This window comes from Achromobacter sp. UBA5777, assembly GCF_002418565.1.
GTDB lineage: Bacteria > Pseudomonadota > Gammaproteobacteria > Burkholderiales > Burkholderiaceae_B > Achromobacter > Achromobacter animicus.
The window spans coordinates 16,407-36,344 of record NZ_DIEJ01000281.1 but is presented as its reverse complement, the minus strand read 5'-3'; the positions used below and the strand labels follow the sequence as shown (position 1 = coordinate 36,344).

The following is a 19,938-nucleotide window of genomic DNA, read 5'->3' as shown; positions in this document are numbered from 1 at the left end:
GAAAACCCTGCGGAACTTTCCCTGTTCGGTAACGGTCGCTTTATGTTCAGGCAATTGTCAGCATATGCCGACATTTGCCCTGAAGCCGTTTCTGCGCGTCCACCCCCCGGGAGAATTGCATGTCATTGCTCCGCTCGCGTTTCCTCGCGAATCTGCCCTCCACTTCCACCGCGCGCCCCCCTGACATCCCTTCCTCCCTCGGCCTTTCCCTGCGTGCCGACCCATGTCCATGGCGCGTGCAACCATGAGCGCCGTTCCTGACACCGTGAACAGCCGCGCGCCCACCGGCCTGTCGGTCATGGACGCGACCATGGTGCTGGTCGGCGTCGTCATCGGCATCGGCATCTTCGGTTTCCCTCCCCTTGTCGCGCAACATGCCCATTCAGACGCCATGTATATCGGCCTCTGGTGCGCAGGCGGGCTCGTCATGCTGGTGGGCGCACTTTGCTATGCGGAACTCGGTTCGGCGTATCCCGGCGCCGGGGGCGAATACCTTTATCTGACCCGGGCCTGGGGTGCGCGCGTTGGGCTGATGTTTGCCTGGGCGCGCTGCTCGGTCATCCAGACAGGCGCGATTGCGGTCGTGGCGTTCATCTACGGCGACTATGCCAACCGGCTGTTGCCGCTGGGATCACAGGGGCCGGCCGTGCACGCGGCCATTTCGGTGGTGTTGCTGACGGGCCTGAACATGATCGGCACACGTTATTCCAAGCGGCTGCAATGGGTCTTTACCATGCTGACGGTGATCGCCCTCGCCGCCGTACTGATCGCCTGCCTGACAGCCTCGGGTGGCGCGGCGCTCAAGACGCCGGACCCCGCGCCGCTGTCGGGCAACACCGCAGGCCTGCTGGGCATGGGCATGGTGTTCGTGCTGCTGACCTATGGCGGATGGAACGAAGCCGCGTATCTCAGCGGGGAACTGCGCGATCCTGGGCGCAACATGAGTCGGGTGCTGCTGATCGGCACGGCGGTCGTCACCGGCGCTTATGTGCTGACCAACATCGCCTTGCTGGAAATTTTTGGCTTGCAGGGGCTCCGCGACACGCCAGCGCTGGGCGCCGAGGTCATGCAACTTGCGGCCGGCCCCTATGCCGCGGCACTGCTCAGCCTGACCATCTGCGCCACGGCGCTCAGCACCATCAACGGCACAATCATCACCGGCGCGCGGGTGTATTACGCGTTGGGCCGGGACGTGCCACGCCTGCAGGCGCTGGCCGGCTGGAGCGATCGCAATGAAACGCCGGTCAGCGCGTTGGTGGCCCAGGGCGTGATCACGCTGGCGCTGGTGGCGCTGGGCGCCTTCAGCCAGAACAGCGTGCAAACGATGGTGGCGTACACCGCGCCCGTGTTCTGGCTGTTCATGATGCTGGTGGCCGCGTCCGTCTGGCGCCTGCGCCGCCTGGATCCTGATCGCCCGCGACCCTTCCGCGTACCGCTCTTTCCGCTGCCTCCCTTGCTGCTAGCGCTGACCTGCGCCGGGCTGGTGGTTTCCAGCGCCATGTATGCCGGCGCCGGCGCGCTGATCGGGCTGGCCGTGCTGGCAGCCGGCGTGCCGCTCATGCGCCTGCTCAAGCCCGCCCAGGCCATCGGCTAATTGGTTCTTCCCTGTCCTCTTCGTCCAAGGAACCCTCACCATGCAACGCTCCAACGTACGCTTCAACGTATCTTCCAAGTCTGCGGTTCAGACGTTCACCCCGCGCCTGCGACTCGCAATGCTGGCCTCGGCGATGGCGTTCGCGCTGTTGGGCGCAAGCGCCGCCATGGCGCAGACCACCGCGGCGCCCGCCAAGGCCGGGGAACAAAAGGCCTATGTGCCCGACGTCGGCCAGGAAGGCAAGGACGTCATCTGGGTGCCGACGCCGCAAAGCCTCGTGGACAAGATGCTCGACATGGCCAAGGTCACGCCCAAGGACCGGCTGATGGACCTGGGCTCGGGCGATGGCCGCACGGTCATCACGGCCGCGCAGCGCGGCCTGACCGCGCAAGGCATCGAGTACAACCCCGACCTGGTCGAGCTGTCGCGCCAGAACGCCAAGCGCGCCGGCGTGGCCGAGCGGGCCACCTTCGTGGCACAGGACCTCTTCACCACCGATCTGTCCAAGGCGGACGTGATCACGATGTTCCTGCTGTCCACCATCAACGAAAAGCTGCGGCCCAAGTTGCTGGAACTGCCGGCCGGCACGCGCGTCGTGTCCAATACCTTCCGCATGGGCGACTGGGAGCCGGACGCCTCCGAGACCGTCACCGAGAACTGCCAGACGTATTGCACGGCGCTGTTGTGGATCGTGCCGGCCAAGGTTCAGGGCAAATGGGATCTGGGCGGACAGACGCTGCAGCTGGATCAGCACTATCAGGTGCTGTCCGGCAAGCTGGGATCCGTGCCGATCTCGGACGCCCGCCTGGACGGCACGTCGATCACCTTCACCGCCAACGGCGTGCGTTATGCGGGCGTGGTGAACGGCCGCACCATGAGCGGCACCGCCGCGGGCAAGGGGGACTGGCAGGCCAAGCGGAGCTGATCCCCGTGGTTTAAACGTGGCAAGCGGCGCGGCCTTGCGTGGCCGCGCCGCGTTGACCATGTCCCGGGTCATGCAATAGCATCTGTTGCATGAGAAGAGACAGCAAGCTTTCCGGCGTCCTGCACGTTCTGCTGCATATGGCCGAGCACCCCGGTCCCATGACCTCCGACGACCTGGGCCGCGTCATGCAGACCAACCCCGTGGTGATCCGCCGCATCATGGCCGGCCTGCGAGAGCAAGGTCTGGTCCGCTCCGAAAAAGGCCACGGCGGCGGATGGACGATTTCCTGTGACTTCAACGCAGTGACACTGCGCGATATCTACGACGCCCTGGGCGCACCGGAGATCTTTGCGATGGGCAACCGCAGCGAGTCGCCGGGATGCCTGGTGGAAGAGGCGGTGAATGCGTCGCTGGACGACGCGTTCGAAGAGGCCCAGCGGCTGCTTCTGGATCGGCTCGGCAAGGTCACGCTGGCCGCCCTGAGCCGCGATTTTCACGCGCGCATGGTGGAACGCGGGCAAGCGTTTGATCCGCAGGCCATCCACGAGGGGTGATCGCCCCCTACTTCCACGGCTGACGCCACGCCATCAACGATGCCTCGACCTGAGCAACTTCGGCGTGCGACATGCCGGCTTCTTCGTAGAATCGCTGGCGTTCGCGCACCACATCCAGGACGCGGTCGATGACCGATCGGGCGGCGGCTTCCGACCGGAGTCCGAAACGCCGGTACTCGGTCAGGCAATTGGCAAAGGTGCTGTCACGGCCCTCGGCGCCGATGTGCAGGTAATGCCGCGCCGACCCTTCCTGGGTCACGACATCAAACAGCGGCGATATCCGGTAGGTGTGCGCGCCTTCGTCCTTCAGGAAGCCGACGTTCTTCAGGTGATCGTCCGTGTTATGAACGGCCACGTTCAGGACCATCCGCGCATACAGCTCCAACAGATCCTGTACGGGATTCGACGAGATGCGGCGCGCCACGTCGGCCAGGCGTGCGTAGGAATACGTGGCCTTACCGCGCGGCCCGTCCAGTTCGCGCTTGCCGATGTGCACGGACGGGCTGATCAGGGACGCGCCGCTCAGGAAATGCCGCCGGGCAATGACTGGATCCGCCCATTGCTGGACAGGCAATAGCTCGCGGTCGAACCGGTGCGTCAGCAGCACCGCGCCAAGATGGGTCTGCGCCAGGCGGATCTCCGGCACGTTCAGCCCGATGGCGCGGGCCATCTGCAGGTTGGCGTACTCCACGCGCTGGCGGTCGTAGGACTCGCCCTTGCGGGGAAACTTCGCGATCCACATCTCGCCTTCCGCATCCCGGACGATCGTTTTGGGACGCGCGCCGCCGATATCCCACGAACTGCCCAGGATGTCGCGATACAGCCCCTTGGGCTTGATGCCCTGGTCGATGTCGGTCAGCAGGTCCGCCAGGGATTCGAGCTGGCTGACTTCGGGCAGCCGATAGGTCTTGCGCATGTTGGGCGTCAACTGGCGGGCGCTGAAAAAAAGCGCTCCCACACCCATGCCGCGCCCCTTGAGCAGGACTTCATTCTCGGTCACCCGGGCGCCCGCATTGTCCACGCGCATCACATTGCGGCCCCAGGCATCGGGCGCTGCATCGAAAATGGCACCCAGCGTTTGATAGCGGCTTTCGGTGCGGAATGTGGTCGTCGAATCGGTAAGGGGCAGATTGAGCGGGTCCAACGAGAACGCGCGCGGATCGTTCACGTAGGACTGCACATACGTGAACTCGGCAAAAAAATGGTTCTCGTCGGTGTCGTCCAGGGTCAGGATTCCGGCCAACACGGCCTCGCCCCGGATATCCACGTAGACGAAAAGCTCGCTTTCGACGGTTTTATGCTTTTTGGCTGGCACGATGGCGACCGGCGCGTTACAGGCTGGAAGGATCGGCGCGATGCGAATGCCGCGCCTTGCCGCTGCCCCGCGCGGGCCGGCGCATGGCATCCAGGCGCTTGCCGACGCCATCGAGGTCAGGATCACCCAGCGCGAACAGCTGGTCGCCAAAGCCGTACTGCAGCAAAGCTTCAAATGCCAGCGCCAGGGAGACGCCGCCATCGCCGCGCTCGAGCCGGTTGATGGTCGCTCGCGAAACCCCCATGCGGATGGCCAGCATCGCTTCTGTTTCGTTGCGGCGCAGACGCGCGGTGCGGATGCGCGCACCTAGACGAGCCAATGCTTCGGCTGCTTCGAAACTGGGTTCGATCTTCTTTTTCATGACGCAATAATAGTGCTTTAAAGCCGTTAATGCACTATTAATAAGTCAAATCTCTGAAAAACAGAAAGCCATGTTAATAACGCATAAAGAAAAATTATGCGCTATTAATAAGGCAAATCGCGACGCCGCACCGCTTTCGTTACCGCGTCACGGGCTGATCCAGCCGCAACGCCGCCCGCCCGGTATCCAGCGTGACGCGCGCGCCAAGCGGCAGGGTCAGATTGGGTTCGCCGTGACCGCTGGGCCAGCCGGCCAGGACCGGGATGCCGCGCGCCGCAAATTGTTCGATCAGCAGCGGATACAGCAGGCTTTGCGCCTGCGCATCCTCCAGATTCGTACCGATGATGCGGGTGAAATTGCCCACGATCACGCCCTTCAGACCGTCAAACTTGCCGGCCGCGGCCAATTGACTCAATAGCCGGTCCACGCGAGGCAACGCCTCGTTGACGTCTTCAAAAAACAGAATGGCGTCGCGGGTATCGATCTCGTGGCGGGAGCCAATTAGTGCGGCGATGAGCGCCAGATTGCCGCCGACCAGTCGTCCACTGGCCGTCCCCGCAACCAGTTCCACCGCGCGTGTATCCGGGGGAGGTTGAATCCAGGCGCCCTGCCCGATCTGCCCGCCCAGCATGGCCAGCAGATGGGATTCAGTGGGCTCGCGCTTGCCCGCGACCAGATCCTGCGCCAGCATCGGCCCGTGAAACGTCACAAAACCCGCGTGGCGCTGCATAGCCAGATGCAGGGCCGTGATGTCGCTGTAACCGATGAAGGGCTTGGGATGTTGGCGAAGCAACGCGAAATCCAGCTTGTCCAACAGCCGCCATGAGCCGAAACCGCCCTGCAGGCACCACACCGCGCCGATATCCGGCGCCGCAAACGCGGCGTGCAAGTCGTCCAGACGCTGCGCGTCGGTACCGGCCAGGTATTCATAGGGGGCGTCGAGCCGCGTGCGCGATGCCGGCATGACCACCGGCACGAAGCCCCGGTCTTCCAGCCATTCCGCGGCAAGATCGCTGGCGTTTGGCGCTGCGGACGCAGGCGCCACGATCGCGACCTTCGCGCCGGGCCGCAGGACGGGCACAGGCGCGGCCGCCGGTTTCGCGTGAGAAGGCGGCGGCGTAGTGTCGCGCCGTGCCGCGGCGTTCTGGGCAGACTTGGATGTGGCATTCGGCGATCCTTGCCGCCCGCCTGCGCAACCTGCCAGGCCAAAGCCGGCCAGGCAAAGCGCGCCGGCATTGAACAACATCCGTCGACGTCCGGCGTCCGGGGAGCCGGCACCAACGCGCGGCGCGGTTTCCGGATGCGCCCCGAACACAGAATCGGCAATCTGGGAGCTGGTTGGTCCGCGCATCAGAATCGCTCGTAGTCCAGCCGGTAGCGCCATTGTCCGGCGGCAAGGCCTGCCATCGGCAACCGCCCGATCCGCAGACGCCGCAATGCCAGCAAGCGCAAACCCGCCGCATCGCACACGGCTTCAATGAACCCCGGCAGGGGCGACTTCAGCGCAAAGCGCAGGTGGTTTTCGTTCTGCCAGCTGACCTTCATCGGCGTGGCGGCGCGGCCTTCATAGGCCATGCCGCGCTGCATGCGGGCCAGGTCCGCTTCGCTGAGCGTGCCTTCGACATGCGCGATATATTCCTGCTCCACGTGCCGGCCCTCCTCCACCAGCTTGCGGGCCACGGCGTACTCCTGGGAATAGACCACCAGGCCGCTCGCGGCACGCTCCAGCGGCGTCACCAGCTTGAGTCCATTGAACATGCGTTTCAGATAGCGCTGACCGGACCGGTCACCCGGCATCAGGTTCTCGGGCAGGATGAGGTCGCGCGCCGAGCCGGGCTGGTCGTCGGCATACATGCCGGCCGGCTTGTGGACCAGCACGGTGACCGGACGGCCTTCTTCGAGCCGTGCGCCTGGCATCAAGCTCACAACCTGGGAAGGCGCGACACGCAAACCCGGCTCTTCCTGCACTTTGCCGTCGACGGTTACCCAACCGCCTTCGATGTAGCGCTCGGCATCGCCGCGCGAACACGGCAGCTCGGCCGCCAGGCGCTTGGCCAGGCGATCGGTGTTGCTTGCCGCAGCTTGTGCGGAGGGGGTGGAGCGATCGCGGCGTTCGGAAGTGTTTCGCACGGGCCGGGTGGCGGCGCCCTTCTCGCTGGCTTTGGGGCCGCCCGCTTGCGATTTAGCGCCATAGCGGTCTCCAGGCTGGCGGTCTCCGGGCTTGCGGAAATCGGGCTTGCGGTCGCTGGCAGCGCGTCCGCCGCTTTGGCGTTCGGTCGTTTTCGACCCGCCAGTTTTCGTCCCAGTGGATCGACGTGCTATTCCCTTGGATTCGATGGCCGTGCGCTCGGACGCCTCAGACTTCCCGGCGTTGGACCCCGCGGGGTTTCGCCCTGCCGGGGCACGCTGGAACGGTTTGCTCGTCGCAGCGGACTCGTCTGATCTCGCCGGACGTGCACTGCGGTTTGCCGCGGTGCGCTTGGCGGGACGGGAGGTCAGCGTGAGCGTGCCGGGCTTGGTGGGCCGCATCGTGTTGCTCATCTTCCCCCCTCCTGATGCAGCGGATTGAAACGGTGAAGGAAAAGGTCAGGCGCGCCTGCAGGCGCCAGGAAAAAAAGCATTGTCATCGGTGTTGCCGGGTATTGCGAAAAGCGGGCCACATGGCCCGCACCTTGAGACGGATGTTACGCCCTTTTCTGCTGCGGTCCGTCGGGCGGGTCCAGGTTCAAGGCGGCTTCGTCCGGGTAGACGTCCGCGGGCGGCGGCACTTCATCGATCCAGGCCTTGAGCAGCGTCGACGTCACCGCCAGAATCACCGGACCAATGAACAATCCGACGATGCCAAAGGCGAACATGCCGCCCAACACGCCGGAAAGTATCAGCAGCATCGACAGGTTCACCCCGCGCTTGATCAGCAGAGGCCTCAGCAGGTTGTCCAGCGTTCCCACCACAATGGCCCAGACCAGCAGCACGGCGGCCGCCAGCTTCATATCGTTCTGGAACAGCCAGGCGACCCCGCCCAGCATGGGCAGAAACGGGCCGAGCTGCGCCAGGCACAGCATCACCATGAGCGCGGTCAGAATCCCCGCCGCCGGCACGCCCGCAATCCAAAGCCCGATACCGCCCAGCGCCGATTGCACCACGGCGGTCACAACGATGCCTAGCGCCACCGCGCGGATCGCGGACGCGGCCAGCCTGATGGCGGCGACGCCGCGCTGGCCTGCAAGCCGGTTGGCAAAGCGCCGCGCAAAATCGGCCGCAATGTCGCCTTTGCTATAGAGGATGCCGGCGATGATCACGGTGATCAGCATGTGCATCACGAACACGCCGACGATGGCGGCGTGACCGAGCAGCCAGTGCGCGGCGGTGGTCAGGTACGGTTCGATCCGCGCCAGCAGCCCGCCAGCGCCTGCGTCCGACAACGTCTGCCACTCCTGGGCGATGCGGGGACCGGCCAGCGGAATGCTGCCGATCCACGCCGGCGGCGCCAGCAGAGCATAGTCGGGCAGGCTCTTGACCGCCGCCATGATGGCGCCGCCGTGCAGCGCCAACGTGGAGATCGCCTGATACAACGGCAGCACGATCACGAACAGCAGGATGAGGAGCATTGCCACGGTGGCCAGCCAACGCCGCCCGCCGCAGTGCCGCTGAATCGAGAGCAGCACCGGCCAGGTGGCGACCACGATGGTCGTGGCCCAGATCAGCCCTGGCAGAAAGGGACGCAGGACATATAGGCTGCCGATCATCAAGGCCAAGAGCATGACGATCACAAGCAGAACCCGGGCTATGTCGACGGACTGGCGTGGTATCACCCGCGGCTCCTGGTGGGGCTGCCGCCCCAGGTTGCGGTGGATGCGGACTGGCGGCGCCGGCCCTGCCAGCCATCGCGATCAATCGAATGTATCCGAAATCCGCGCGAAGCTGAATGGGAACATTACTTGCTCGGCTTGCCGCTGCCACCGGCCGGGTTCGCCGGTCCGGGGCGCAGGAAAACCCTGTGGAGGTGTGCCATGAAATACATGGCTTTCGCCAGCGTGTTGCTGGCAATGGTGTTGAGCGGCTGCAGTTACATGGATTCCCACCGCTCCGACGGGTCGCACGCCGCGCGCGCAACCCATTCCGATCCCGCCAATTACCATCGGTCCGACTTTGGCGAGCCCAACAACGAACCATTCCAGGGCAACTACCCGGGGCGCTAACCCGCCGATGGGCCGAACGTCGCTACCGATGGGCGTAGCGGCTACGAAACGCCCAGCATCGTGCGAACCCGGCTGCGGATCGCGCCGGAATACGCCCAGCACCAGACCGCGAGGGCCAGCATCGCCACTGTGAAGTAGGCGCGTGCGCCCTCCGGCACGGGATTCATTTGGGACAGGGTCGGGAAAGGTTCAAAGCCGATGAAATCGGTGGCCGCCAGCGTGCTGAAAATCAGGGCCAGCACCGGACCAGTGAACCGAGGGCGCTCGCCCCGCGTCTGGGGGGAAGCAAGAAAGCGCCAATGTAACCAGCGCATGAGCTGAATGCCCACGGCGACCAGAGGAATTAGCAGCGCGAGCTGGAGCACCAGCAGCGCCAAAATGACTTGAGTAGGAAGCATGCGCGGATTTTAATCGGATCCGCGGTGTTGCCTTGGCCTATGCCCCCATTTGAAAAGCGCGCCAGCTGGGGCCTGCGCTGGCCAGCCACTCCTGGACGTACTGAAGGCTCAGGGCGATTGACAGGGCCTCGCCCTGAAACAGGACGTCGGGCTGCGCGCGGAGCCAGTTGAAGTCGTCGATCCGGCGGATGTCTTGCGCCAAGACCTTCAGGCCTTGGCGCGACGCTTGCCCCAGCAGGCTGAAGAAGCGCTCTTGCAAGGGGCGGCGGGTACAGATGCCTTCCGGGATGCCGACCCGCAGGCCCGTGGCGCGAAGCGTGCCGAATGGAACTTGCGCCGAGGGCAGCAGCCGCACGCGTAGCGCGGGCTGCAGTTCCTGGTAGCTGTGAAAAAGCGTCGCGCCCTGCGCCAGGCGGTCGCTGAGGGGGACGTTGTACGTGACTTTGGCGCAGGGATAGATGGGCTGGCTGAGATGCGCTTCTTGCAGCGTGTCACGCAGTTGGTCGCCGGCCACGGCGCCAATGCGCAGATCCTGGCATAGCTGCTGCGGAAGCAGGATGTCGGAGTGGACGTTGAGCGGATGGTCCATCGACAGCGTTGCCATGCAGCCCGCCGCGCGGAAGATCCGCCCGGCGCGGCGCAAGGCGTCTGCCGATGCGGCATTGGCAAGCAAAGCGGGAGTGAGGCGGCTGTGACCGCCGACCAGCGCCATTTCGCGGACGACCCCTTTGGCGTCCAGCACGGGTTGGATTCGTAACGGCTCGCTGACGAGTGAGGCGGATTCGGCCTGGTTGATAGCGTTCATAAGGCGACGAGTTTATGGATCGCAATTTCACAAACCAATCGTAAAAGTACGATTTGCCTTGCCATTTGCCCGCCTCGTTGGCGCATTTTCAAAATTTTCTTATATCCGCCGTGTTGGGCCATACCTACGATGGGCGGATGCCTGTCAAGGAATCCAACACCCTCTCGCCAGACGTCCAGCCAGTCCCCCGAGCCCCCACGCTGCTCCTGCATCTCCTCGCCGCCGCATTGCTCGCCTGCATCGCGGCGGCCGCTGCATTTCTGCTCTACTGGTCCTTCACCGGCACGGTGTCCACCTACCGGCGCCAGATGAACGCGGCCGCGTATAACGCGCAGATCTTCTTCGACCAGCGGGAGGCGCTGCTTCGCTCGCTGGCGTCCAGCCTGGTCCGCAATAGCGATTCCGCGCCGGCATCCGAAACGCCGCGTCACTTTGGCAACACCGGGCAGATCAACGTCTTCCCCCTGCACGAAGATCCCAACGCCTACGAATGGGCGTTGATTCTCACCCCGCGCGACCTCAACGACATCGCGTTCGCGCAGACGCAACTGCTCTTCAGTTCCGTCCGAAATGGGCAGACCACCTATCTCGCGCCCCGCCCCGGCCACCCCGCTGGTCCGGATCACGCCGCGCAATCCTGGCTCGCGGGTAAGCTCGCCGTCGCCAATCCAAACGCTTCGCACGGCGGGCAAAATGCCATCAGCTGGCTCAAGCCACCACTGAATAACGCCAAACCCCTGTATCTGTACACGCCTGTCGATGCTTCCGCGCCGAGCGCCGGATGGATCGGCCTGGAACTCGGCGACATCAACGCGGCCATCGACCCGTCTTCGCTGCAGGGCGGCAGCTACCTCCTGCATGATCAGGATGGCGCGCCCGTCCTGCATAGCCCGGACGACGCGCAAAACCTGGCGGGGCTAAGCCGTTACGCCGGACGCGAGGACTCGTTCGGCTTGTGGGGACCCGGCCTGCTACCCCGCTACGTCGTGCTCAGCAAGTCCGTCGGCGAAGACGGCTGGCGGTTGGTCTATTACATGCCGATCAGCCGGATCCTGGATGACGCCGCCTACGCCATCCAGGCCACACTAGGCGGCGCGCTCCTGCTGTGCGCTGCGGTCATCGTCGGCATTCGGCACATCCGCCGGAAACTCGTCGCCCCCGCCCTGCGCCAGTACGAGGCCCTGGCAGAAAGCGTGTCCCTGAATCGAAGACTGGTCGAAGTCGCGCCCGTGGGCCTGTGCCTCTTGCGCCGTGCCGATGGCATGCCGCTGCTGTCGAACGAGCTCGCCAGGGATTGGTTGCTGGAAGACCCGGCACTATTGGCTCGGTTATTGGCCGACGACGGTCATGGCGCTCAACGCGAATACCCGCTGGACGACGGCCGGTGCCTCTACCTCACGTTCGCGCCCATCACCTATCGCGCCGAGGAAGTCATCCTCTGCGGCATCAACGACATCACTGCGTTCAAGCGGGTCGAGCACTCCATCACCCAGGCCAAGTTGCACGCCGACGCCGCGAACCACGCCAAGACGGTCTTCCTGACCACCATGAGCCACGAGATCCGGACACCGCTGTTCGGCATCCTTGGCACGCTTGAATTGCTGGGCCTGACCGCCATGGACGGCCAACAGCAGCAATACCTTCAAACGATGCAGCAGTCCTCGGCAACCCTGCTCAGCTCCATCAACGACACGCTGGACCTGTCCCGCATCGAGGCCGGCTACCTGAAGCTCGAAACCTCGGAGTTCTCGCCGGTCCAGTTGCTGGACAGCGTCATTGGCACCTATGCGGCGCGCGCCGACGCCAAGGGACTGCACCTGTACGCACTGGCCGACGTGGCCGCGCCGGCGCAAGTTCTGGGCGACTCGACCCGCGTCCGCCAGATCCTCAACAACCTCGTCAACAACGCCATCAAATACACCGGTTCCGGCCAGGTGGTGCTGCGCCTGCAGGTACTCAGCCAGGACGCGCATTTCGCCACCCTGAAATTCCAGGTGGCGGACACCGGCATGGGCATCTCGGCAAAGCACCACGCGCGGCTTTTCGAACCCTACTTCCGTGCTGAATCCGGTGATAACCAGAATGTCCCTGGCACTGGCCTCGGGCTTGCCATATGCCGCCGCCTGTCCGAGATGATGAACGGAACGCTCAGCGCTGTCAGCGAACCCGGCCTGGGCACCAGCATGTCGCTCATCCTGACCCTGCCGCGCGTCGGCGGCGTGCGCACGGACCTGGGTGTGCGGCTGGACTCCAGGCCAGTCTTCGTGCGGGGGGCCAACAACGAGGTGGTCGCGAATCTGTGCCAGTGGTTGCGCCACTGCGGCGCCGTGGCAATGCCCTACAAGGCCACCCAGCACGGCCGGCGCGAGGGCAGCGTCCTTGTGGAGACGTGGTCACGCGATTTGACGCCGGCCGTCTGGAGTGGCGCCCGGGTTTTTGCGCAACCCCCGGGCGTCCAGCCGCGGCCGACTCGCAACACCTGGACGGCCGACAGTCATAGTCTCGCAAGTGTCGTCGCGGCGGTCCGGCTGGCGCAGGACAGCGTCGCCACCAAGACGCTCCCCGCGCTGGAGCCGTCGCGAGACGCGCTCGACATGCACCTGCTGGTCGTCGAGGACAACCCGGTCAGCCGGCAAATCCTGCGAGAACAGCTTGAACACCTGGGATGCACGGTAGTCGTGGCGGCAGACGGCAACGACGCGTTGGCGCTGCCCGAACTCCCCGATTTCCACGCCATCCTGACCGACCTGCACATGCCCGAGCTGGACGGCTACGCCCTCACCCGCGCGCTCCGAAGCCAGGGCTACACCCGCCCGATCGTGGGAATCACCGCCAGCGCATTTACCGAAGACCTGCGGCGCAGCTCGGAAGCCGGCATGAACACCGTGCTGCTCAAACCGTTGCCGATTGCCGCGTTGTTCCAGGCGTTGATGCCCTTCAAGGAAGCCGCATGACGAGAAAGCTGTCGGAGTACAGGGTCCTGATCGTGGACGATCATGCGTTTCAATGCGTTCACCTGGCCGACCAGCTCGCCTCGGCCGGATTCGGCCGGGCGGATGTGGCGTCTTGCGCCGAGACCGCCCTGGCCAAGACCGCGCGGCAGCCGTATCACCTGGTGCTGATCGACCTGAACATGGCCGGCATGGATGGCGTGCAATTCATCGACCGGTTGTCCCGGCAGGAACAACCTCCCATGCTGGCGATCGTGTCGGCCTGCCTCAAAGGCATCATCAACAGCGTCGCCATGATGGCCAAGGAAAAGGGACTTGCCGTGCTGGGCTCGTTCTCCAAGCCGTTTACCCCGCGCCACGCCTCCCAACTGGCCAGCCTGCTCAGCCGCAATCCGCCTGCATCAACGGAACCAGCGGAACCACAACTCGTGCGCCGCAAAACGGGCCCCGTATTGGACCGTGCCGCAATCGACAACGCGCTGCATCGGGGGCACTTGCAAGCATGGTTCCAGCCCAAGCAATCGCTTGCCACCGGGCGGATCGTCGGCGCTGAGGCGCTGGCGCGGTGGCTGCACCCGGTGTTCGGCTGCCTGCCTCCAGACGCATTTCTCGCCGCGGTGCGGGGGCACGGGCTGGAAACGGCGCTGCTGCGACATATCCTGGAAGCCGCGCTGAACGCGCACATGCACTGGCGCCAGATGGGCTTTCGGGTACCCCTCTCCGTCAATTTGCCCACCCAGTGCCTGGACGACCCGAATCTGCCCGACGACCTCGAGGAAATCGTGGCGGCCAAGCGCGTGGCGGCGTCCGAAATCACCTTCGAACTACTCGAAGACGAGACACCGACCATACAAGGCCAATACTATATGGGGGCCAGCCGATTGCGATTGAAAGGTTTCGGGTTGGCGCAGGACGACTTTGGCCGAGGGTACAGCTCCATGTACAGCCTGATTTCGACGCCGTTCACCGAACTGAAAATCGACCGTGCCTTTGTCAGCGGTGCGGCCCACGACGAAAGCCGGGCGGCGGCATTGGTGTCTTCGGTACAGCTTGGGCGGCAATTGGGCTTGCAGGTCACCGCCGAAGGCGTGGAAACCGCCCACGATCTCGCGTTCCTCCGCCGCATCGGTTGCGACTGCGTCCAGGGGTATTTCATATCACCCGCCGTCACCTCGGACCGCTTCAGCGAATTGCTCGCCAGCGAGCGGCGGGCGGCAAATCCTAAGCATCGGTAAGAACCGGCCATGCGAAAGCCCGATACCCCGTTTGCCCGGATCACCCGTACCTCTCGCTGGCTGAATTTCGCCCTCTTCGGCATCCTGCCCTTTGCCCTGGTCCTGGTCGGCGCGCTTTATTGGGGACTGAACCGCATCGTCGAGCAAGAGAGCGATCGACTGAAGCTCGACTTCTCCATTCTGGTCGGCTACATCCAGGCCCAGGAGCAATTCCTGGGAAAGCTCCGCGCCCACAGCCCCTCTCTGCCCGCCGAAAACCTCTCGACAGAGATCACCCTGCAAGCGACCGACGTGCCAGAGCGTTTCGGCATGCAGATCTTCGAAGGCCAACATTCCTATGCGGAAATGGCTTTCTCGCTGGCGTGTGAGCAGGCTTCTGACTGCCCTACCGCGGGTCGCCGCCTCGCAAACCTGGGCGAATTCGTGGCGGACTTCTATTCAAGCTACTGGGCGGCGTCCTACTATCCCGCCTCCACGATCTTCCTGGTCAACCAGTCGGACAGCATCAGCATGAGCGTGCCCGCCGTCGGCGCCGTGTCGGGGTACGAGCGCCTGAGTCCCGCCGCTTTTCTGACAGTCACCGATGCCATCAGAACGGAGTTGCGTCGTCTGCAGACGGTCCGCCAACGCCTTATCGATCAGGACCTTCCCGGGCATCGCGACCCTCCCAGATCCGGACGCGTCCATTGGTTCAGGTTGGAAGCGCTTTCCGGCAGCATGCTGGGCCTGCTCTACGCCGACATGCCGCAATCTGTCTGGTCCACGGCACGAGGCGGAACGTCTGCCGTCTACGCGGCTACGCAGTTCAATCATCAGCGGATCAACATCTTCGAAAAGACCCTGCGCAAGCCGCTGCATGGCGGGTTCTGGCTGACGCACCGTAGCGAGGGGCTGCTGCTCGGAGATCCGCCCGGACCGACCGGAACCAAGGACGGCCTGGAGTACACGGCAGAAGGGATCGTGCTGCGCATCTCGGACCCTTCGGGCGTATGGACCGGCACGTATCGCGTCAGTTATGGCGCGTTCTTCCAGGACAACCTCTGGCTGCCCGCCATCGCGGGCCTGCTGCTTCTGCTCAGCCTGGGGACCGGCATCATGTCGTCACGCTGGTACAGCCGCCACGTCATTGCCCCGGCCTCGAATGCGCAACGCGACATCGTCGAAAAAGAAGAATTCAGCCGGACATTGATCGAGACCGCACCCGTGGCGCTGTGCGTATTGGCGAGGCCCGGCGGCGAAGTCGTATTCGGCAACAGCCTGGCGCTTCAATGGCTGGGCGCCGAGGCCGGCCGGGAACTGGACAACTCGCCGCAGACCAACCTGTTCCTGAGGCAGGTGCTCGGGGCGGCCGGCCCGGGTACGATCGCCAGTTTTCAGGCCACGGATGGACGTCCGTTGTACGTGGCCTATGCGCCTACCCGCTACAACCACCAGGACGTGGTGCTGTGCGCCTTCTCGGATATCAGCGCCCGCGCTGTCATCGAGCAGGCCCTGACGGACGCCAAGCGCGAGGCCGACAAAGCCAACGAAGCAAAGTCGACCTTCCTGGCCACGATGAGCCACGAGATCCGTACCCCCCTCTACGGGGTGCTGGGCACATTGCAACTCATGAGCCTTACCACCTTGGACGCCGAACAGCGCCAGCACCTGGAGCGCATGCAAAGCTCGTCGGCGATCCTGCTGCAGCTCATCAGCGACGTTCTGGACATCACCAAGATCGAAGCCGGGCAACTGGCGCTGGAGTTTTCGGAGTTCAACCCGCGCGAGCTGGTTGAAGAATGCACCAACGCCTACTCGGCGATGGCCGAACAGAAGGGGCTGCTGCTCTTTTGCTGCGTGGACGTCGCCGTGCCCGAATGGATGACGGGCGACGCGGTGCGTATCCATCAGATCCTCAGCAACCTGCTCAGCAACGCCATCAAGTTCAGCGACTCCGGGCATGTGATCGTCAGGCTGACAGTGGCGCAAGTGCTGGCCGACCGCACGCATCTGAGGTTGCAGGTGGTCGACACCGGCATTGGCATCCCCAAGGAAGGACAGGCGCAGCTTTTTGTGCCGTTCTATCAGATCGACAGCGGCTCGCATACGGTGCGCGGCGCTGGCATCGGCTTATCCATCTGCGCACGCCTGGCCGGACTGATGGGCACCAGCATCAATGTCACGAGCGAACTCGGGCTGGGCAGTAGCTTTTCACTGGACTTACCGCTGCAAGAGGCAGCCGGCCAGCCGTTCAACCCGCCCGACTTGAGCGGTCTGAGCGTATACGTTCGAAGCCCGCATCACGAACTGTCAGACAACATCAGCCAGTGGCTTAAACGCTGGGGCGCCAAGGCAGCTCCGGCGCCCTCTCCCCTGCCTGCGGGCGCGCCAGACGACGTCCTTGTGGATGTCGTGAATCCGGGCAGCGGCAACCTGCACGACTGGCCCGGTCACCATGTGCTGGCCAGCGCAAGCGCCAAGCCACCCACCGCGCGCACCGTCCGGGTCATTGCCAGCATCGAACACATTGCCGCCGGCATCCTGGCCGCGGTTCGCGGAGAACATACCGTAATCCCGGAATCCGATACCGGCGCTTTAGCCCCACTTGGCCTGTCGATCCTCGTCGCGGAGGACAATCCGATCAATCAGGCGACGCTGCAGCATCAACTCGAACAACTCGGCTGCGAGGTCACCCTGGCGTCCGACGGCGCGGAAGCGCTGATGTTGTGGGGGCTTACGCGTTACGACGTGGTCCTGACCGACGTGAACATGCCGCGCATGAATGGCTATGAACTCGTGAAGGCATTGCGGGCCCAGGGCGCCACCGTTCCCGTCATTGGCGTCACCGCCAACGCCATGCGCGAAGAAGAAGAGCGCTGTCTGGCGGCGGGCATGACCTCCTGGCTGGTCAAGCCCATCAGCCTTTCCACATTGCGACGGCATCTTCAGGGAAGCCGTGCGCCGTCGGGTGACATTGCTGACGCCACGGCCCCGCCGCGCGCGACGCGCCAACCCGAGCCCGCGCCGGCCGTGCCGGAAAAGTACCGCGCATTGTTCGTCGATACGATGGAAGCCGATATCGCGCAGATGGTCCGGGCCCTCGAAACGAACGACCAACGCCTTTTGAGCCGCACACTGCACCGGATGCGCGGCGCATTGAGCGTCATGCAAATGACCGCAATCACCGAACGCCTGGAGGCATTGGAGGAGCAGTTGCGCAGCGCCGGGCTGGACTCGGCTGCCCTGGCGGAAAGCCATGCGGTGGTCGAGCTGCTGCGCGATACGCTGGCCCAGGTATAGCGGTCAATTTCGGGCACCGAATAATCCGATTATTGCGCCGAAGGCGACTGGCTTTCGAAGCTTGTCTATGTATTGAGTGGGTATCGGGCGGTAGATTCAGCGGCTTTCTCAGTAGCCCTGGCCGCCTGCTTCGCGCGTTTTCTGCCTGCAGCCCAACCGTTTCTCCTCGCCTTTACAGTGGAGTTTGAACATAAAATGGTCACCGACGGACATACCGAAATTCCTGGCGCTCTCAGCCTGGCGGGGCCAGCCACGGACCGGCTTCCCCGTGCCGTGTCGCAATCCGGACACCCGGGATTACCAGGCGCAGTCGATCATCAACGCGATGGCGGGACCATGATGAAGCTTTCGTCCGATCAGGATGTTCGGATCATCGTCGCCGACGACCATCCCATCATCTCCCTCGCGCTCGCGGATTCCCTGAACGAAGTGCCCGGCTTCACGGTGGTGGCCACGGCTCGCTCGGGTCTCGAACTCGTCACGGCCGTGCAGGATCATCCCTGCCATCTCATCGTCACCGACTTTTCAATGGCCGCCCGGTCTGCGGACGAAGACGGCTTGCGGCTGATTGAGCGGTTGCAGCGCCTGTTCCCGGAAATTCCCATCGTGGTCTTCACGATGTTGTCCAACAGCGGCATCCTGAACCAGCTTCGCCAGGTAGGCGTAGCGGGGATCGTCAGCAAGGAAGAGCCGATCGATGAGCTGGTGTCCATCTGCGTGCGCGCGCTGAGCGAAAGCGGGCCGATCCTGTCGCACAGCATCAGCCAGCGGCTCAGCCAGAACGACGTGACCATGGGACGTGCCGGAAAGGGAAAGGGCTTGTCGCCGAAAGAGCTGGAGGTGGTCCGGATGTTTGCGCAGGGCCTATCCGTTACCGAGATCGCGCGGCGCCTTCATCGTTCAGTGGCAACGATTGGCACGCAAAAACAGTCGGCGATGCGCAAGCTGAACATCGAGACCAACGCCGAACTGCTCCGGTACGCGGATGAGCAAGGTTTTTCCTGAAAGTTGAGAACGCAGTGCCCCGGAAGTTTCGGCTTTCGGGGCATCTTTTTCGGGATCTTTCGCACGGCCATGCATCTCCGTCGCGTGAGCTTGGCGATGGCCGCCGTCGTCGCATCCAGCTCAGCACGCTGCTCTAATCGAAAAATACGAGATCCCCCGCGCCATCCACCACGCGTTGAATCACCGTCCTTCAGGACGCGCCGCCACTTCCGGATCCTCTTGCTGCAAAGACTGCGCGGGCCTTGGCGTTTCCTGGATTGCCAACAAGCGGCTCGCCAAGTCACCGAACTGGGCGTCCCGCGACTTCAATTGCGCCAACAGATCATTCACCTGTGCGGATGCCGTGGCCAGGCGTTGCGCCAGTTCGGATTCGCGCGCCTGACTGGCCTGTAGCGCATTGGCCGCGGCGACGGCTTCGGTTTGTTGCAGGCGCTGGTCGGCCAACCCCTGCGCCTGCAAGGCGGCTGCCTGCTGTTCGGACGCGCGAAGTTGCGCTTGGGACGCAGCGAGCGATTCGCGCAGTTGATCTGCCTGTTGCTGGGCGGCGGACAGCGACGCATCCAGGCGCGTTTGCAGGCGCTTTACGCTCCCTCGCTCCGCATCCAGTTCGTTGAGCCATCGCCGTTCGTGGGTGGCGTGGCGCGCTTCTAGAGCCGCAATCGCCTGTGCGTGGCGGTCGCGATCCTGTTCGGCGTCAGCCAACAGCGCCTTGTTGGCGCCACGGGCGTCCTCCAGGCTGTCCTGCGAGACGGCCAGTGCCTTGTCTCGCTGGCGCAATTGCGCTTCTGCCGCTTGCAGGCGGGCTTCCGTGGTTGCCAGTTGGGCCGTGGCGACTTTTAAGGCTTCCTGCAGGTCGCGCTCGCGCTCAAGCAATTGCGCTTCGCGCTGTTCCAGCTGCTCGGCTTGCGCCGCAAACCGTTCCCCTTCCCGTGCCAGCTCTTCCCATCGCTCCTGATAAGCCTGGGCCTGTTCTGCCCTGGCCGCAGCCAGCGCCGCTTCCCAAAAATGCGTCGCCGCTTGTGCAATTGGATCCGGCACGGCAGGCGGTGCAGCGAAAGCGCCGGGATCCTGGATGCGTGCGCCAAGGGCGCGAAACCAGGTTTCGAGATGCGGGCTGACCGTGTTGGGAGAGCCCCGGCCGATCTTCTGCCGCACCCGCTCGATCGTGGGCCGGGCGCCTTCTAGCAACAGCGCGTCTGCCGCGGTCCAGACATCCGATTCGGTGATTCCAGTGGCCATGATGATGTTTTGTCGAGTTAGGCGGTCGAATTAGTCACGATAATGGAACCTTATCGCGAGCTATCGGTATCTGATGTT

At 64.2% G+C, this 19,938-nt stretch carries 16 protein-coding genes; 8 read left to right on the top strand and 8 right to left on the bottom strand.

The genetic code is table 11. The features are described from left to right. Window positions 1-244 precede the first annotated feature (244 nt). The 3 genes from B3446_RS24465 (at window position 245) to B3446_RS24455 (ending at window position 3,073) form a co-directional block, all read left to right on the top strand. Complete coding sequence (locus B3446_RS24465; RefSeq protein WP_291386296.1) at window positions 245-1,594, top strand: APC family permease; 1,350 nt, start codon at window positions 245-247, stop codon at window positions 1,592-1,594. Between the two features lie 40 nt (window positions 1,595-1,634). After that, window positions 1,635-2,519 carry a methyltransferase domain-containing protein gene (locus tag B3446_RS24460; protein ID WP_291386294.1) on the top strand — a complete coding sequence of 295 codons (885 nt, stop codon included), beginning with the start codon at window positions 1,635-1,637 and terminating at the stop codon, window positions 2,517-2,519. Window positions 2,520-2,608: 89 nt separating this feature from the next. Next, a complete protein-coding gene (locus B3446_RS24455; protein WP_286896287.1) occupies window positions 2,609-3,073 on the top strand; it encodes an Rrf2 family transcriptional regulator in 465 nt (154 codons plus the stop codon). A gap of 7 nt (window positions 3,074-3,080) precedes the next feature. On the opposite strand, the gene B3446_RS24450 is transcribed toward B3446_RS24455, so the two are convergent. The 5 genes from B3446_RS24450 to ydiK all read right to left on the bottom strand — a co-directional run bounded on the left by B3446_RS24450 (window position 3,081) and on the right by ydiK (window position 8,510). Continuing rightward, on the bottom strand, window positions 3,081-4,388 hold the full coding sequence (locus B3446_RS24450; RefSeq protein ID WP_291386291.1) for a type II toxin-antitoxin system HipA family toxin: 1,308 nt from the start codon (window positions 4,386-4,388) through the stop codon (window positions 3,081-3,083). A gap of 16 nt (window positions 4,389-4,404) precedes the next feature. After that, window positions 4,405-4,749 carry a helix-turn-helix transcriptional regulator gene (locus tag B3446_RS24445; RefSeq protein ID WP_291386289.1) on the bottom strand — a complete coding sequence of 115 codons (345 nt, stop codon included), beginning with the start codon at window positions 4,747-4,749 and terminating at the stop codon, window positions 4,405-4,407. Window positions 4,750-4,888: 139 nt separating this feature from the next. Further along, window positions 4,889-5,830 carry a S66 peptidase family protein gene (locus B3446_RS24440; RefSeq protein WP_291386287.1) on the bottom strand — a complete coding sequence of 314 codons (942 nt, stop codon included), beginning with the start codon at window positions 5,828-5,830 and terminating at the stop codon, window positions 4,889-4,891. Window positions 5,831-6,099: 269 nt separating this feature from the next. Then, on the bottom strand, window positions 6,100-6,807 hold the full coding sequence (locus B3446_RS24435) for an RNA pseudouridine synthase (RefSeq protein ID WP_291386351.1): 708 nt from the start codon (window positions 6,805-6,807) through the stop codon (window positions 6,100-6,102). Between the two features lie 626 nt (window positions 6,808-7,433). Continuing rightward, window positions 7,434-8,510 (bottom strand): AI-2E family transporter YdiK, encoded by a 1,077-nt coding sequence (gene ydiK / locus B3446_RS24430; RefSeq protein WP_191577153.1) that lies wholly within the window; start codon window positions 8,508-8,510, stop codon window positions 7,434-7,436. Window positions 8,511-8,759: 249 nt separating this feature from the next. Here ydiK and B3446_RS24425 point away from each other — a divergent pair, with 249 nt between their 5' ends. Next, window positions 8,760-8,948 (top strand): hypothetical protein, encoded by a 189-nt coding sequence (locus B3446_RS24425; RefSeq protein WP_191577152.1) that lies wholly within the window; start codon window positions 8,760-8,762, stop codon window positions 8,946-8,948. A gap of 41 nt (window positions 8,949-8,989) precedes the next feature. Here the strand turns inward: B3446_RS24425 and B3446_RS24420 are convergent, their stop codons facing one another. Together B3446_RS24420 and B3446_RS24415 are read right to left on the bottom strand one after the other, a co-directional pair. Next, window positions 8,990-9,346 carry a hypothetical protein gene (locus tag B3446_RS24420; protein WP_191577151.1) on the bottom strand — a complete coding sequence of 119 codons (357 nt, stop codon included), beginning with the start codon at window positions 9,344-9,346 and terminating at the stop codon, window positions 8,990-8,992. Window positions 9,347-9,383: 37 nt separating this feature from the next. After that, window positions 9,384-10,151 carry a hypothetical protein gene (locus B3446_RS24415; RefSeq protein WP_191577150.1) on the bottom strand — a complete coding sequence of 256 codons (768 nt, stop codon included), beginning with the start codon at window positions 10,149-10,151 and terminating at the stop codon, window positions 9,384-9,386. 137 nt (window positions 10,152-10,288) lie between these two features. Between B3446_RS24415 and B3446_RS24410 the strand changes: the two genes are divergently transcribed. The 4 genes from B3446_RS24410 (at window position 10,289) to B3446_RS24395 (ending at window position 18,621) form a co-directional block, all read left to right on the top strand. Continuing rightward, window positions 10,289-13,105 (top strand): ATP-binding protein, encoded by a 2,817-nt coding sequence (locus tag B3446_RS24410; RefSeq protein ID WP_291386282.1) that lies wholly within the window; start codon window positions 10,289-10,291, stop codon window positions 13,103-13,105. Beyond that, window positions 13,102-14,337 carry an EAL domain-containing response regulator gene (locus B3446_RS24405; protein WP_291386280.1) on the top strand — a complete coding sequence of 412 codons (1,236 nt, stop codon included), beginning with the start codon at window positions 13,102-13,104 and terminating at the stop codon, window positions 14,335-14,337. The genes B3446_RS24410 and B3446_RS24405 overlap by 4 nt, the downstream gene beginning before the upstream one ends. 9 nt (window positions 14,338-14,346) lie before the next feature. Next, window positions 14,347-17,616 (top strand): hybrid sensor histidine kinase/response regulator, encoded by a 3,270-nt coding sequence (locus B3446_RS24400; protein WP_291386278.1) that lies wholly within the window; start codon window positions 14,347-14,349, stop codon window positions 17,614-17,616. A 336-nt stretch (window positions 17,617-17,952) separates the two neighbouring features. Then, window positions 17,953-18,621, top strand: a complete 669-nt coding sequence (locus tag B3446_RS24395) for a response regulator transcription factor (protein WP_224776799.1) — start codon at window positions 17,953-17,955, stop codon at window positions 18,619-18,621. A 180-nt stretch (window positions 18,622-18,801) separates the two neighbouring features. Here the strand turns inward: B3446_RS24395 and B3446_RS24390 are convergent, their stop codons facing one another. After that, window positions 18,802-19,860, bottom strand: a complete 1,059-nt coding sequence (locus B3446_RS24390) for a DNA-binding protein (protein ID WP_291386275.1) — start codon at window positions 19,858-19,860, stop codon at window positions 18,802-18,804. Window positions 19,861-19,938: the final 78 nt, after the last annotated feature.